At 65.1% G+C, this 14,188-nt stretch carries 13 protein-coding genes and 1 pseudogene; 10 read left to right on the forward strand and 4 right to left on the reverse strand.

Going from position 1 to position 14,188, the window contains the following annotated elements; translation table 11 throughout:
- Positions 1-34: 34 nt before the first annotated feature.
- Together NMQ03_RS09795 and NMQ03_RS09800 are read right to left on the reverse strand one after the other, a co-directional pair.
- Positions 35-2,214 (reverse strand): annotated as a pseudogene (locus NMQ03_RS09795) (glycogen debranching N-terminal domain-containing protein).
- Positions 2,215-2,418: 204 nt separating this feature from the next.
- Positions 2,419-2,973, reverse strand: coding sequence for a hypothetical protein (locus NMQ03_RS09800; protein ID WP_255175410.1), 555 nt, complete (start codon positions 2,971-2,973; stop codon positions 2,419-2,421).
- 335 nt (positions 2,974-3,308) lie between these two features.
- Between NMQ03_RS09800 and NMQ03_RS09805 the strand changes: the two genes are divergently transcribed.
- The gene (locus NMQ03_RS09805) at positions 3,309-4,517 is read left to right on the forward strand and encodes an aspartate transaminase (RefSeq protein ID WP_255175411.1); all 1,209 of its coding nucleotides are present in this window, start codon (positions 3,309-3,311) and stop codon (positions 4,515-4,517) included.
- Positions 4,518-4,562: 45 nt separating this feature from the next.
- Positions 4,563-5,258 (forward strand): 4-carboxy-4-hydroxy-2-oxoadipate aldolase/oxaloacetate decarboxylase, encoded by a 696-nt coding sequence (locus NMQ03_RS09810; RefSeq protein WP_255175412.1) that lies wholly within the window; start codon positions 4,563-4,565, stop codon positions 5,256-5,258.
- 146 nt (positions 5,259-5,404) lie between these two features.
- Here the strand turns inward: NMQ03_RS09810 and NMQ03_RS09815 are convergent, their stop codons facing one another.
- Both NMQ03_RS09815 and nac read right to left on the reverse strand, forming a co-directional pair.
- Entirely contained in the window at positions 5,405-5,647 is a 243-nt protein-coding gene (locus NMQ03_RS09815) for a hypothetical protein (RefSeq protein WP_255175413.1), read from the reverse strand.
- A 138-nt stretch (positions 5,648-5,785) separates the two neighbouring features.
- A complete protein-coding gene (nac, locus tag NMQ03_RS09820; RefSeq protein ID WP_255175414.1) occupies positions 5,786-6,721 on the reverse strand; it encodes a nitrogen assimilation transcriptional regulator NAC in 936 nt (311 codons plus the stop codon).
- Between the two features lie 390 nt (positions 6,722-7,111).
- On the opposite strand from nac, the gene NMQ03_RS09825 reads away from it, so the two are divergent.
- The 8 genes from NMQ03_RS09825 to NMQ03_RS09860 all read left to right on the forward strand — a co-directional run bounded on the left by NMQ03_RS09825 (position 7,112) and on the right by NMQ03_RS09860 (position 13,953).
- Positions 7,112-7,897 (forward strand): LamB/YcsF family protein, encoded by a 786-nt coding sequence (locus NMQ03_RS09825; protein ID WP_255175415.1) that lies wholly within the window; start codon positions 7,112-7,114, stop codon positions 7,895-7,897.
- A gap of 2 nt (positions 7,898-7,899) precedes the next feature.
- Positions 7,900-8,625 (forward strand): allophanate hydrolase subunit 1, encoded by a 726-nt coding sequence (locus NMQ03_RS09830; protein ID WP_255175416.1) that lies wholly within the window; start codon positions 7,900-7,902, stop codon positions 8,623-8,625.
- Complete coding sequence (locus NMQ03_RS09835) at positions 8,622-9,635, forward strand: biotin-dependent carboxyltransferase family protein (protein ID WP_255175417.1); 1,014 nt, start codon at positions 8,622-8,624, stop codon at positions 9,633-9,635. The genes NMQ03_RS09830 and NMQ03_RS09835 overlap by 4 nt, the downstream gene beginning before the upstream one ends.
- A 142-nt stretch (positions 9,636-9,777) precedes the next feature.
- Entirely contained in the window at positions 9,778-10,539 is a 762-nt protein-coding gene (locus NMQ03_RS09840; RefSeq protein ID WP_255175418.1) for an SDR family oxidoreductase, read from the forward strand.
- A 63-nt stretch (positions 10,540-10,602) separates the two neighbouring features.
- On the forward strand, positions 10,603-11,544 hold the full coding sequence (locus NMQ03_RS09845) for a 2-hydroxyacid dehydrogenase (RefSeq protein ID WP_255175419.1): 942 nt from the start codon (positions 10,603-10,605) through the stop codon (positions 11,542-11,544).
- Positions 11,541-12,311 (forward strand): SDR family oxidoreductase, encoded by a 771-nt coding sequence (locus tag NMQ03_RS09850; protein WP_255175420.1) that lies wholly within the window; start codon positions 11,541-11,543, stop codon positions 12,309-12,311. Before NMQ03_RS09845 ends, NMQ03_RS09850 begins: the two co-directional genes overlap by 4 nt.
- Positions 12,311-13,384 (forward strand): L-idonate 5-dehydrogenase, encoded by a 1,074-nt coding sequence (locus NMQ03_RS09855; protein WP_255175421.1) that lies wholly within the window; start codon positions 12,311-12,313, stop codon positions 13,382-13,384. Before NMQ03_RS09850 ends, NMQ03_RS09855 begins: the two co-directional genes overlap by 1 nt.
- The gene (locus NMQ03_RS09860) at positions 13,381-13,953 is read left to right on the forward strand and encodes a gluconokinase (RefSeq protein ID WP_255175422.1); all 573 of its coding nucleotides are present in this window, start codon (positions 13,381-13,383) and stop codon (positions 13,951-13,953) included. Before NMQ03_RS09855 ends, NMQ03_RS09860 begins: the two co-directional genes overlap by 4 nt.
- The last annotated feature ends 235 nt before the right edge of the window (positions 13,954-14,188 follow it).

The following is a 14,188-nucleotide window of genomic DNA, read 5'->3' on the forward strand; positions in this document are numbered from 1 at the left end:
AGGCCTTGGACAACAGGAAGCTCGACGTGGTTCCCTAACGAAGAGGGTTTGACGAGGGGCGACTATTTCCACGACGCTGCACCGCTTCCTCCACCAATTCGGACATCCACGCTCGGTGTCCCCGGTGAAGGGCCATCCCCGGGGGTAGTCCCTGGACGGACGGGACTGAGCCGGCGATGTCGATGGTGATGCGGCCATTGCCAAGCGGGGCGTTGGAGATGTGCAGGTCCCCGAAGGATTCGGGGAGGACGGGATCGAGCCACACGCCGCCGGCAGACACGACCGGGTCGTAGCGCATCAGGCTGGACACGATCTGGATGGGTGCGGTGGCTGCCCATGCCTGAGGCGAGCAGGCGGTGGGGTAGGGAACGGGAGTGGCGAGGTGGTCCCGGCTGAAGCCGCAGAACAGTTCCGGGAGGCGGCCGTCGGAGAACTCTGTCGCGTCCATCATCCCGGTGGCGATTTTCTGCGCTTCGGCGACGAAGCCGTACCGGAGGAGCCCCGCCGTGATGATGGCGTTGTCGTGGGGCCAAACGGACCCGTTGTGGTAGCTGGCCGGGTTGTAGGCGCCCATGTTGCTGGCCAGGGTGCGTACGCCCCAGCCGCTGAACATTTCCGGTGACATCAGGTGCGCGGCGACTTGCGGTGCTTTGTCTTCGTCGATCAGACCTTGAAGCAGGCAGTGCCCCATGTTCGAGGCACAGGCATCAACCTGCCGTTTCCTGCCGTCTAGCGCGATGGCGTAGTACCCTCGCTCCGGGATCCAGAATTGCTCGTTGAACTGCTTCTTCAGCCGGGCAGCGCGATCGGTGAGGTCGTTGCCCAATGCCATGTCACCGGCCTCGTAGGCCAGCCATGCCCGTGACAGGTAGGCGACGTAGACGTAGGCCTGTACCTCGCAGAGCGCGATTGGTGGCTCGGCCAGGCTGCCGTCGGCAAAGTTGATGCCGTCCCAGGAGTCTTTCCAGCCTTGATTGACCAGCCCCTGATCGTTGAGCCGTTGGTACTCGACGAAGCCGTCGCCGTCCTTGTCGCCGTAGTTCACGATCCAGTCCAGTGCGCGGTCGGCGTGGGGCAGCAGGGCCTTGATGGTGTCCGCGGCGAATCCCCAACGACTGACCGCACCGAGCACCATCAGGAACAGGGGAGTGGCGTCCACGCTGCCGTAGTAGTTCGACTTGCCGCCCAGGGACAGGCCGCTGGAGACGTCGAGCCGTACCTCGTGGAGGATCTTGCCGGGTTCCTCTTCCGTCATGGGGTCCACCACGGTGCCTTGGCGATCGGCGAGGGTCTGGAGTGTGCCCAGGGCCAGCGAAGGGTCTACCGGCAAAGCCATCACCGAGGCCCACAAGGAGTCCCTTCCAAACAGGGTCATGAACCAGGGCGCCCCGGCGGCGACGACGACGCGCTCCGGATGGTCGGGGTCCTCGATCCGCAGAGCGCCCAGGTCGTCATAACTGCGGCGCAGGGTCCGTTCCACGGAGCGGTTGGCTACCTGCAGTTCGGGGATTTTCGCAACCCACTCCCGCCGGCGGCGGTCTCGGGGGGACAGGCTATCCCCCTCGGAATGGGCGAAAGCCGGTGCGTGGGCTCCATCGTTGGTGGGCAGAACGGTCAGGACTGTGCTCCATTGCCCATGAGCGGGTACGGACACCCGATACTGGACGGTGTTACCGGAAATGTCGGCACCAGGTACGTGGATGGCGGTGCCTTTGCGGACGTCCTGCCAACTGGCCCGAATGGTGAGCATCCCGTCGTCGGCTTCCCGTGTTTGCTCCCACTGTCGCCGGATACGTGCCTCCTTCACCTCGAAGAGGTCCGCGTAGTCGGCCCCCGTTTCCAGAACGATGAGGCACTCAGCCGGCTCCTGGGAGTAGTTCTGGACGGTGAGCTGCTCCTGGAGGCCGGCCCCGACTTCCGCAGCCGTTCCACGATAAGTGGGCTGTCCGCGTAGCCGTCGGACCGGGGGATCCTTGCAACAAATGCGGCACGGAACGGCTCCTTTGTCTCCGCTGTGAGTGGTTCAAGCGCCTGTCCATTCACGGTGAGTCGCCAGGCAGAAAGGATCCTGACGTCGGCCACGAAGAGGCCGTGCGGACGGTCGGCCTGAATATCCCCGTTGGACGACGAAATACAGAAGGATGAGCCCTCGACCAACGTCACAGAGCCAGCCCCTAGTGGACCGGCCGCCGTATCCGCATTCCACCCCGCCATTCTGGCCTCCTCCGCGACCACCGAAGCGCCGCACAAGCAGACACCGTGCTCGCCGCGGCCTCTTCGAAATGACGCTACGCTTGGTTGCCAGTCGCCGCCAGAGCGGAGGCGTGAAGTAAGCCGGAACTCGTCTACGCCGGCGTTCGCCAGGGACAACGGGGTGAAGGACGGCGGGCAGCGGATCAGCCGGGACGATCCTTGCGGCTAGGCCACGCGCAAGCCCACGCCCCTGGTCACTTTGCGGATCTCGTCGGACTTCAGGCCGCTTGCCCCGGCAAGTTGGTAGTCGTCAAGCAGTCGGGATTTCCTGGCCAGGGCCAGTACCTGCGTGCGTTGTTCCTCTGCGGCACTCCGGGTGCCCTCGGCTGCCGCCAACTCCGCGGCCAATCCTGCAATGAGGTCCAGATGGCGGTTTCGGGTTTGGCCCGACGGGTACAGCTCGCCGCGTGCCAGCGCGGCAGACCGGATACTGGCGGCAGGCAGGCCCGCGGCCTTTGCGACGGCGGCAACCTTCACGCCGTCGCACACGGCCTGGGCAACGCAGTCACCCAGCTCGGCGGTGAGGGCACGCACCCGGCTGGACCGGAGCGCGATAGTCGTCCGCAGTTGGGCCAGCATGGCCAGCGCTTGTTGGGCGCGGGCAGTAGCGGGGTCCGGCTTCGGCACGCCCCGGTACCGGTAGGCGGCCACGCCGGCACCGCCCGTCCCGGTGCCGGCCGTACGCGCAAGTATCCGTTCCTGAATCTCTCTACTGGGCACCTTTGCTCCTTGTCTTTCGTTGGTGGTGTTTCCATGTCAACGCGGCTTCCCAGCAGCAGGGGCACCTTTCCCGCGGTTTGTCCCGGCGGTCTGGAAGGAACGTGCCGGGGGCCGGCGCTGTGCCTTCCTCAGGTCTCTCCACCCTGCAGGTTACGCCGCGGGCAAGCCCGCCAGGCAATACCGAAAGTGCATGGAGCAATACGCGAAAGTTCTGGCCTGCCCCGTCATAAGGGCTGCTTATCTGTCCACGCACTTTAGGTCTTATCCAAGAGCATGGTTCCTTCCCTAGGCTCGAATGAACCACCCTCATCCGTACCGGAAGCCTGGAAGAGAACATGCCTGAATTCGTGCCCGCATCCCGCGTTACCCGTATCAAATCCTCACCCAGCGTTGCCGCGGCGGCACGCGTGCGGGAGCTCAAGGCCGAGGGCCGCCGGATCCTGGACCTGACGGTCGGCGAGCCGGATTTTGATACACCGCAGCACATCAAGGACGCTGCCATCGCAGCCATCGGCCGGGGTGAAACCAAATACACGTCGGTGACTGGGACGCCCGAATTGCAAAAGGCCATCCTGCAGACGCTGCAGCGCAAAACCGGCCAGCAGTACACGCCGGGTGAGATCACCATCGGCGGCGGCGGGAAGCAGGTCATCTTCACCGCATTCATGGCCACCCTGGACCAAGGCGACGAGGTTGTCATCCCCGCACCCTACTGGGTCTCCTACCCGGACATGGTGCTCGCCAACGAAGGCACCCCTGTGATCGTTTCCTGCGGCGAGGATACTGGCTTCAAGCTCACCCCCACGGCCCTGGCAGGGGCACTGACGGAGCGCACCAAGTGGGTCATCCTCAATACCCCCTCCAACCCCACAGGAGCGGTGTACTCCCGTGAGGAACTGGCCGCACTGGCGGCCGTCCTCAAGGACCATCCGGCCGTCTACGTCCTCACGGATGAAATCTACGACGAGATCCACTTCGGCGAAGAGCACACCACCAGCCTGGTGGCCGTTGCCCCTGAGCTCAAGGACCGTGTGCTGGTTACGAATGGCGTCTCCAAGGCCTATGCCATGACGGGCTGGCGCTTGGGCTATGCCGGTGGGCCGGGGCCCTTGGTGGCTGCCATCAACAAGCTGCAGTCCCAGATGTCCTCCTGCCCGTCTTCCATCAGCCAGGCAGCTGCTGCCGCGGCTCTTACCGGAGACCAGGCATTCGTCCACGAAAGCGTGAACGTGTACCGCGAACGGCGCGATGCGGCAATCAGCGGGCTGAACGCCGTCAAGGGCCTGCAATGCGCGACGCCGGATGGCGCCTTTTACGCCTACGTCAACTGTGCCGGGGTCATCGGCAAGACGACCCCCGATGGCAAGCAGATCACCAACGACGAGGACTTCACGCTGTACCTGCTGGAAGCAGCCTCTGTTGCCGTTATCCAGGGTTCGGCCTACGGGCTAAGCCCCTACTTCCGGATCTCCTACGCCACCGGGCTGCCGGTGATCGAGGAATCCATTGCCGCCATCGAAAAGGCCGTCACGGCGCTGGCCTGACCCAACCTTCCCCTTGCCTACTCTTTCCAACAACAGGAGCTCCCCATGATCCACGTCAAAACGAAATTCGACCGGCCCTCGGAGGACGCCATTCAGCGCCTTTCCAAGTTTTCCTCCGCCACAGTGCATGAAGCACAGGGCCGCAAGGGCGCCCTGAGCTCCAGGATTAAGCCCATCGACCGCAGCATGTCCTTTTGCGGACCCGCCGTCACCGTGGTCTGTGCACCCCGGGACAACCTGATGCTCCAGGTGGCCATCCACTATGCGCAGAAGGGCGATGTTGTCCTGGTGTCCGCCGGTGAGTACGAAGAGGCGGGGACTTTCGGCGATGTGCTGGGCAACGCCATGAAGGCAAAGGGCCTGGCCGGTATGGTCACGGACTCCGGCGTCCGCGACACCAAGGACCTGATCGAACTTGGATTGCCGGTGTTCTCCGGCAGTATCTGCATCAAGGGGACGGTCAAGGAAACCATTGGGCCCATCAACCATCCACTGGTGTTTGGTGATGAGATTGTCTACCCGGGCGATGTCCTCCTGGGTGACGCCGACGGTGTGGTGGTGGTCCGCAAGGATGAGATCGAGCAAGTCATCAAGCTGTCGCAGGCACGCGTTGACGCGGAGGACGACCTCATTCGCCGCTACAAGGAAGGGGGGACCACCATCGAGTTGTGCAAACTGACGGATGTGCTGAAGGCGAAGGGCCTGCTGGTCGAGGATGCTGAACTGCAACCTGCGATGTAGCTCCTGCGTTGCTGCGTAACTGCCGTCATGACTCCTTCGTTGTGACGACAGTTACGCAGCAACTCTCTGTTAAAACCAAGAGGCCCGGGTTCCTTTCGGAACTCCGGGCTTTGCCTCTTGCTGCCCCCGTGCGGCCGGGTACTGGCTTAGTTCATACCGGGCAGGAGGTAGGCGGGCGGACCCACCTGAGAGTCGTCCAGGTACCACATGGTGGAGCCGTTTTTGCCCGGCGGCATCATGCTGCCCTCAAACACGAATACCGGCTCCGCGGACGGGCCGTCCTCCGGCCGCCAGAAGCCGTTGGTGGGGCAGTGTGAACCGGTGCTTGCTTTGAGCTGGATTCTTCTTTCCGCTGTTTTCCGGTATCGCAGGCTGGTGATCTTTTTCATGGTGGGCTCCGGGAATTTATTGCCGAGGTGAACGCTGTTTCAGCGGACCTTTATGGCTTTTATCCTAGAACTTCGGTTAAGCCTTGAATAAGACAAAACAAAAGTGCCCTGATAAGCCGCCCTTATGATGCCCTCCGGTCACTGACCGGGAATGGGCGGGTATTTGCTGCGGAGCATTTCCTGGAGCATTTCCTTCAGTACCAGCAGGACCGCTGAACCGGCTTCGGACAGGGGCTCATGGTCCGGGGTGCACAGTGCGATTTTGCACTGCAGTGCGGGTTCGACGATCCGCAGGACCCGGAAGTCCTCCTCGTGGAACAGGGCATCCGCGGCCGACTTTGGCAGGATGGTTGCCCCGAGGTCCGTGCGCAGCAGTCGGGTGAGGGACGGGACCGATTCCACTTCACCCACCAGCTTCAGCTCCAGGCCCTTGCCTTCGATGCCTTTCTGAACCACCTGCCGCAGCGTGTGGATTTGTTCGGGCAGGAAGAGCCCAACCGTGGCCACCTCTTCGAGCGTGATGCTGTCGGCGTCCCCAGCTACCGGAAGCTCCCGCCGGGAGTTAACAATCAGGTACAGGTCCTCGACGATGAGGGTGGTGAACTGCACCCCGCGGATCGGTCCGGGTTCATAGATGAGGGCCATGTCCAGCCTGCCGTTCTTGATGGCCTCGCTGAGCACACCACCGTAGATCTCGGTCAGGTGCAGCACGATGTCCGGGTAGCGCCGGCCCACCTCGCTGATGATCCGCGGGGTAAGGCTGGACGCCATGCTGTACGGCGCAATGGCAATGGAGACGCGGCCCGAGGGGGCAGCGCCGGAGGCTGCAACGTCGATTCTGGCCTGCTCTACCAGCCGCAGGATGGTCTGCGCGTGCCGGTACAGGGTGTGGCCGGTCGCCGTGGGCTCCACGCCCTGCTTGCTCCGGATCAGGAGCCGCTGTTTCAGCTCCGTTTCCAGGGCAGACACCTGCTGGCTCAGCGCGGGCTGGGCCACGTGGAGGGCGGCGGCCGCCTTGGTGATGCTTCCTGAGTCGACGATCTTGACGAAGTACGCCAGCTTCCGGGTGTCCATAGCGCTCCTCTTTTCCGGCGGGGACGGCACAGCATGCGGGGTCATACGTTGGCGCTATGGCGGGACAGGCATTACGTCTTTGTGTGATCCTAGTCTCGGGCATAGGTTAATTACAGATGACTTTCCAATGACCAAGACATTCTATCCCCGCCAAGCCATCGCCGATTTTGATGACTGCATATGTTTCTTGCATAGGCGGGGAAAGAATTTATTGGCCGCACGATTTTTACAGCTACGAAACAAGGCGTACATTCTTTGGGCACGCGCCAATAGCGCCGGTGAAGGTCATAGCTGTTCCCTATAGGGAGATACCGCATTCGTCTTTGTGTAGCTCAAATTCCGATGCCACACTTATTTACACCCGCAGTACCCGGCAGAGAAAGGCCCGTAATGCCCACAGTCGATCTCGTAGCGGATCTTGGTGAAGGTTTTGGAGCCTACTCGATCGGTGACGACAAAGCCCTGCTGGAGATCGTGTCCAGCGCCAACATCGCCTGCGGCTTCCACGCAGGGGACCCCGCCATCATGGACGCCACGGTGGCCGAATGTATCCGAAGGGGAGTCGGCATCGGCGCCCATCCGAGCTTCCCGGACCTCCGCGGCTTCGGCCGCCGGGCAATGGACCTCACCGCTGACGAGGTCCGCACCGACGTCATCTACCAGCTGGGAGCCCTGTCAGCGTTTGCCGCCTACCACGGCGGTTCCGTCTCCCACCTTGCCCCGCATGGCCGCCTGGGCAACCTGGTGGCGACACGCGCCGATTATGCAGGAGCCGTAGCGGATGCCGCCGTGCGCGTGGATCCCGCCCTGATCATCCTGGCGCAGGATGGTGAACTCGCCACCGCCGCCGCGGAGCGCGGCCTGCGGGTGGCCATCGTCGGCATCGCGGACCGCGCCTACCAGGATGACGGCACACTGGTGCCGCGCAGCCAGCCCGGCGCCGTGATCCATGACCCCGCCGTCATCGTCGAGCGCACCGTGCGGATGGTACGTGAGGGACTGATCGAGACTGCCTCTGGCAGGGACATCGCCATCCAGGCAGACACGGTGCTGCTGCATGGTGACAACCCTGGCGCCGTCGAACTGGCCCGCCTGATCCGCAGCGAACTGATTGCCGCGGGCGTCACCATCGCCCCGTTGGCAGAGGTGCTCGCCGCAAAGCAGAAGGTGTCCTGACGATGGCCGCAACGACAACGCCGACAGCCCTGGATATTTTCGAATCCGGAGACGCCGCCCTGCGGCTGGTGGCACGGTCCGGTGATGCGGAAGCGAACTGGGCCACGGTGCACTCCCTGGCTGGCTGGCTGGCCACGGCCGGCGTCGACGGAATTTACGGCGCCGTTCCCACCTACGACTCGGTCCTGGTGGAATTCGACCCCTACGTCACCTCAGCCCGGCAGGTCCGGGCGTTCGTCCTCCTGGGAATGCGCCAGCTGGACTTCACCGGCCCCGCACCACGGGAACCGCGCCGCTTCGAGGTTCCCGTGGTGTACGGCGGCGACTACGGGCCCGACCTGGACCGCGTGGCGGACCACCAGGGCCTGAACGTTGAGGACGTCATCGCCCGGCATACGGCCAAGACCTACGTCATCCGCTGCCTGGGCGCGCCGGCAGGATCTCCCATGATGGACGGACCCGACTTCCCGGTCCCCGTGCCCAGGCTCAAGGACCCACGGCTGTCCGTTCCCGCAGGTGCGGTGTCAGTTGCCGGACGCCAGGCAGTGATCGCGCCCGCAGTGGCTCCGGGTGGCTGGTGCGTCATCGGGCAGACCCCTTTAACAGTCCTGGACGCGGCACGCGAACCCCTGGTGCCCTATGTTCCGGGTGACGAACTGCGCTTCTACCGCATTCCCGCGGAGGACTTCGGAAACTTCACGGGGAAGTTCCTGGAGGCCCGGCCATGACCGGCTCGCTGATTATCCTTCAGCCTGGCCACTCCGTGGTCACCGACCTCGGCCGGACGAAAGGCCCGGCGTTCGGGCTGCCCGTTAACGGCGCCCTGGACCAGTACTCCGCCAAAGCCGCAAACATCCTTGCCGGCAACGAAGACAACGACCCGCTACTGGAACTCACCGCGCTGGACTTCCGGATGCGCGCCACCACCGACCTGCTGATCGCCGTCACCGGAGCGCCCCTGGACCTCACCGTGGGCGGCCGCGAATGCCCGCAATGGGAGCCGGTGTCCGTCCGGGCCGGCGAAGTCGTGGCCGTTCGGGGAATCCGGACGGGACTGCGCGCCTACATCGCCGTCCACGGATCCTTCACGGTCCCCAGCCTGCTGGGCAGCTGTGCCCCTGACACTGTGGTGGGCTTCGGGTTGAAGCTCGTGGAGGGCTTCCGCCTGGAAACCCGGAAGACCACAGCGCCCATCACCCAGCCGCACTTTGGCCTGCCGCTGTTCCGGCTGGGCCTCACCAAACCCGCCTTCACCACCAATCCGGTCATCGATGTCACGGACGGGCCGGACGTGGCGGAATTTGGTGACACGGCGGACCTGCTGTTCACCACGCAGTACACCGTGAGCCCCCGCAGCAACCACATTGGGCTGCGGCTCGGTGGTGCCCTTCCTGAGCGTCAGCTCACGTCCGAAGTGCTCTCCCGCGGTGTTCCGGTCGGGGCCATCGAGATCCCGTCCCGCGCGGAACTGCTGGTGCTGCACCGGGGACGCGGCGTGACGGCGGGCTACCCGGTCCTGGCCGTGGTCACGAGCCGCTCACTGGACGTCCTGGCGCAAGCCAGACCTGGACACACCGTCACCTTCAGAAAGACATCCGTTGCTGAGGCAACAGCCATGCACCGCGCCGCCTGCCTTGAACTGGACAGGCTCCGGAACACTATCAACACAGTCTTCGGACTCCTCGGCATCGGCGCCGGTCAGCGCTGGCATGAACTCAGCCCAGCGTCAGGAGCCTGAACATCATGAACGCTTTTTCCACCGCCAAGGACCGCGCCCACAAACCGCTGCGCGATCCCTAACCCCTGCCAACCGGGGCTCCTGCGTCCGACCCCTTGCCGGACACAAGAGCCCGCCCGAATTCCACCACTTTGGAGTACCAATGCCTTTTTCCGACTACACCACCGCCCTCGTCACCGGAGCTTCCACCGGCATGGGCGCCGCCATCGCCGAACGGCTGGCCAAGCGCGGCCTTACCGTCCATGCGGTGGCCCGCAACGAGGAACGCCTCACCGAGCTTGCCGACCGCACCGGAGCAGTCCCGCATGTGGTGGACCTGACCGACACCGCCGCCCTGACCGCCGTCGTCAATGACCTGAAAGTGGACGTCCTGGTGAACTGCGCCGGCGTCTCCAGGCCGGGCAACATCCTGGATTCCTCCGAGCAGGACATCGACGAACTCATCGACGTCAACCTCCGCGGGCTCCTGCAGCTCACCCGGCTGGTCCTGCCCGGCATGGTGGAACGGGACCTCGGCCACGTGGTCAACATCAGCTCCATCGCGGGCATCTACAACTTCTACGGCCACACCGTTTACCACGCCACCAAGGCCGCAGTGCACCAAATTTCCCGGCAGCTCCGCAACGACACCGTGGGCAAGCGGATCCGCGTCACCGAAATCTGCCCCGGCCGCGTGGAAACCGAGATCTTTGGCCGCAACATGGGCGGCAGCCCCGAGGCCATGGAAGAAGCCTGGCAAACGTACTACGAGGGCTACGAGTCGCTGACCACCGACGACATCGTCAACGCCCTGGACTACGCCATCGAAACCCCGCGCCACGTCAACGTGGGCATGCTGGAACTCATGCCCACCTTCCAGGTCCCCGGCGGCCTCACCTTCGACCGTCGCGGGGACTCCGACTAAAGCCGCCCGCGACGCCCAAACCCGGGAACTACCTTTCCACCGCCCAACCGATAGGCCCTCAAGATGCAGTTAGTACGAACCGTTAGTTTCCCCGAACCCCAGCTCCTGGCTGACCTCTCACCACTCCCCGAAGGCCTGCGGGGCGTGGTGTGGGACATGAAGGACGAACCGCGGGAGGAACTGGGTGACATCGACGGCGTCATCCTGCCCTACATCGACGCGGGGGCAGTGATGGGTTCCCTGGCCAAGGTTCCGAACCTTAAGTTCGTGCAGACCCAGTCAACAGGGTACGACGGCGTCCGCGAGGCTGCGGGGCCGGGCGCCGCAGTGGCAAACGCCTCAGGCGTCCACGCAGCTGCCACGGCCGAGCTGGCCGTGGGGCTCATCCTGGCCAAGCTGCGCGGCATTGACCAGGCCGTCAAGGACCAGCAGATTGAAAGCTGGAAGCCGCAGCGCCGCCAGTCCCTGGCCGACCGCAAGGTCCTGCTGCTGGGCATCGGCGGGATCGGCAAGGAACTGGCCCGCCGTCTCGAGCCCTTCGAAGTCACCGTGACCCGGGTGGGAAGCACGGCCCGCACGGACGCCGACGGGCAGGTCCACGGCCCGGACGAACTGGTGGCCCTCGCCGCCGGCCACGACATCCTGGTCTCCGTCCTCCCGCTGAACGACAAGACCCACCACCTGGTGGGCCGGGACGTCCTGGCCGCCCTGCCAAACGGCGCCCTCGTGGTGAATGTGGGCCGCGGCGCCGTGGTGGACACGGACGCCCTGACCCGGGAAGTGGCGTCCGGCCGCCTGCAGTGCGCCATCGACGTCGTCGATCCCGAACCGCTGCCCGCCGGCCACCCGCTGTGGTCGGCGGAAAACGCCCTCATCACCCCTCACATTGGCGGTAATGCCTCAGCCTTCGAACCACGGATCCTCAAACTCCTGAAGCGCCAGCTCGAGGCCCTCGCCGCCGGCGAAACCCCCGCCAACCTCGTCCAGCAGGGGCCGTTCGCATGAGCGCGTTGTTTGACCTGACGGGCCGTGTTGCCCTGGTGACGGGTTCGAGCAGGGGTATCGGTTCGGCGCTTGCGCGGGCGTTGGCCGACGCCGGAGCAACAGTGGTGCTGAACGGCATCAGCGAGGAGCGGCTCAAGGCTGCCGCGGCGGCAATGGCGGCTGATTTTCCGCCGGGCCGGATCCACAGCATTGCCTTCGACGTGACCGACGACGGCGCCGCCGCCCGCAGCATCCGCTGGATCGAAGAGAACGTGGGTCCGCTGGAGATCCTGGTGAACAATGCCGGGATCCAGCACCGCGTCCCCATGCTGGATCTCGATGTGGCCGACTGGGAACGCGTCCTCTCCACGGACCTCACCAGCGCCTTCCTGGTGGGCCGCGAAGCCGCCCGGCACATGATCACCCGGGGCCGCGGCAAGATCATCAACATCTGCTCTGTCCAGGCCGACCTGGCCCGCCCCACCATCGCCCCGTACATCGCGGCCAAAGGCGGACTGCGCAATCTCACCCGCGCCATGACCGCAGAATGGGCCGCCTCAGGGCTGCAGATCAACGCCGTCGCTCCCGGCTACATCCACACCGAAATGACCCAGAACCTGGTGGATGACGAGGAGTTCAACTCCTGGATCCTCGGCAGGACACCCGCGCACCGCTGGGGCACCGTGGAGGATCTGGCCGGACCCGTGGTGTGGCTGGCCTCGGACGGCTCCAACTTCGTGAACGGGCAGACCATCTTCATCGATGGCGGAATGACGGTGGTGGTCTGATGGCTTCAATCACCGAGGAACTCCCGGCAACCGGCCCGGCCCTGGTGGCCCATGCCGCCGGCGACCTGCGCATCGACGAGGTCCCGCTGCCCCAACCCGCCCCGGATGAGGCGGTAGTGGAGGTCCGGTACGGCGGCATCTGCGGCTCGGACCTGCACTACTGGCTGCACGGCGCGGCCGGGGAGTCCATCCTGAAGGCCCCGCTCGTCCTGGGCCACGAAATCTCCGGGACCGTGGTCCGGGCCGCGGCCAACGGTACCGGCCCGGAGGCCGGGACCGCAGTCGCCGTCCACCCCGCCACCCCGGGCCCAGGCGCGGCAAAATACCCGGCGGGCCGGCCGAACCTGTCCCCTGGCTGCACGTACCTTGGCAGCGCGGCCCGCTACCCGCACACGGACGGGGCGTTCAGCCGCTACGTGACGCTGCCGGTACAGATGCTCCGGGCGCTGCCCAAGGGCGTGGACCTGCGCACCGCGGCACTTATCGAGCCCGCGTCCGTGGCCTGGCACGCAGTGTCGCGCGCCGGTGACGTCAAGGGCAAGACCGCGCTGGTCATCGGCTCCGGCCCCATCGGCGCCCTCACCGTCGCAGTCCTCAAACGCGCCGGCGCCGCCCGGATCACCGCCGTCGACCTCCATCCCAAGCCGCTGGAAATCGCCACGGCCGTGGGCGCGGACCAGGTCATCAACGCCGCGGACACCGAAGCCATCGCCGCCGTGGAGGCCGACGTCGTGATCGAATCCTCCGGCAACCATCACGGGCTGGCCTCGGCCATCCGCGGCGCGGTGCGCGGCGGCACCGTAGTCATGGTCGGCCTGCTGCCTACCGGCATGCAGCCGGTGCCCATCTCGCTGGCGATCACCCGCGAACTGCAGCTGCTCGGCTCGTTCCGCTTCAACAACGAGATCGACAACGTCATCGCCGCCCTCGCCGACGGGTCCCTGCACATCGAGCCCGTCATCACCCACGAATACCCCCTCGCGGAGGCGTTGTACGCCTTCGAAATCGCCAAAGACTCCACAACCTCCGGCAAAGTCCTCCTCAGCTTCGGGGAACCAGGGGGAGACCAGTGAGCGGGAAGCTGGCGCCACTGGTAGTGATGGGCGTTTCCGGGTGCGGCAAGTCCACAGTCGGGGCTTGGCTGGGCCAACAACTGGGGATGCCGTTCTATGACGGGGACGACTTCCACCCCGCAGCCAACAAGCAGAAGATGGCCGCTGGGGTTCCGCTGACGGACACGGACCGGGAGCCATGGCTGGGCCGCGTGGGGGAGTTGCTTGCAGGGAAGGACGCCAGCGGCGCGGGAGTCCCGCCGATTGTGGCCTGTTCGGCACTGAAGCGCCGGTACAGGGACTTGTTGCGCAGCTACGCCCCGGATGTTGTCTTCATCCATTTGGTTGGCACTCCCGACACTATCGGCGCCAGGATGGACGCCCGTTCCCATGAGTTCATGCCGCGCACGCTGCTCGACTCCCAGTTCGCCGCGCTGGAGGAGCTGGAAGCGGACGAGGCCCATGTGCTGGGCGACATCACCCAGCCCTTGGACGTCCTGGTGGAGTCGCTCAAGCTGAAGCTGAAGTCTGCGGATGCGGTCACGGTTGGGCCAAAGGCGACGCTTCCGGGAGCCGCCCAAACTGCCTGAAATCGGAGAGGGTTCCCTCCCCGGCTCAGGCCGCTGGAATCTGCGCCTCACTCCGCGCCGCTACCTCCTCACGAGCCTCTCTCCCACCCGTATGGCCGTGCCGAATGGGCCAAAAGCTGCGGCCGGGAGGGTATTCCCGGGTGCCCCAGGACCAGACCTGGCTAACACTACGCACGGCACGGCATCATTGCGGTGCCTAGCCTTTGGGATCTTTCTGCCCGACTTATGGTGTGCA

The organism is Arthrobacter sp. DNA4, from assembly GCF_024362385.1.
Lineage (GTDB): Bacteria > Actinomycetota > Actinomycetes > Actinomycetales > Micrococcaceae > Arthrobacter.

What these genes read in the sequence shown, in the direction of transcription:
- NMQ03_RS09830 (WP_255175416.1), top strand. Translation starts at nt 7,900, where the DNA reads ATGGCCGCAACGACAACGCCGACAGCCCTGGATATTTTCGAATCCGGA.
- NMQ03_RS09835 (WP_255175417.1), top strand. Translation starts at nt 8,622, where the DNA reads ATGACCGGCTCGCTGATTATCCTTCAGCCTGGCCACTCCGTGGTCACC.
- NMQ03_RS09855 (WP_255175421.1), top strand. Translation starts at nt 12,311, where the DNA reads ATGGCTTCAATCACCGAGGAACTCCCGGCAACCGGCCCGGCCCTGGTG.
- nac (WP_255175414.1), bottom strand. Translation starts at nt 6,721, where the DNA reads ATGGACACCCGGAAGCTGGCGTACTTCGTCAAGATCGTCGACTCAGGA.
- NMQ03_RS09815 (WP_255175413.1), bottom strand. Translation starts at nt 5,647, where the DNA reads ATGAAAAAGATCACCAGCCTGCGATACCGGAAAACAGCGGAAAGAAGA.
- NMQ03_RS09825 (WP_255175415.1), top strand. Translation starts at nt 7,112, where the DNA reads ATGCCCACAGTCGATCTCGTAGCGGATCTTGGTGAAGGTTTTGGAGCC.
- NMQ03_RS09845 (WP_255175419.1), top strand. Translation starts at nt 10,603, where the DNA reads ATGCAGTTAGTACGAACCGTTAGTTTCCCCGAACCCCAGCTCCTGGCT.
- NMQ03_RS09840 (WP_255175418.1), top strand. Translation starts at nt 9,778, where the DNA reads ATGCCTTTTTCCGACTACACCACCGCCCTCGTCACCGGAGCTTCCACC.
- NMQ03_RS09805 (WP_255175411.1), top strand. Translation starts at nt 3,309, where the DNA reads ATGCCTGAATTCGTGCCCGCATCCCGCGTTACCCGTATCAAATCCTCA.
- NMQ03_RS09850 (WP_255175420.1), top strand. Translation starts at nt 11,541, where the DNA reads ATGAGCGCGTTGTTTGACCTGACGGGCCGTGTTGCCCTGGTGACGGGT.
- NMQ03_RS09810 (WP_255175412.1), top strand. Translation starts at nt 4,563, where the DNA reads ATGATCCACGTCAAAACGAAATTCGACCGGCCCTCGGAGGACGCCATT.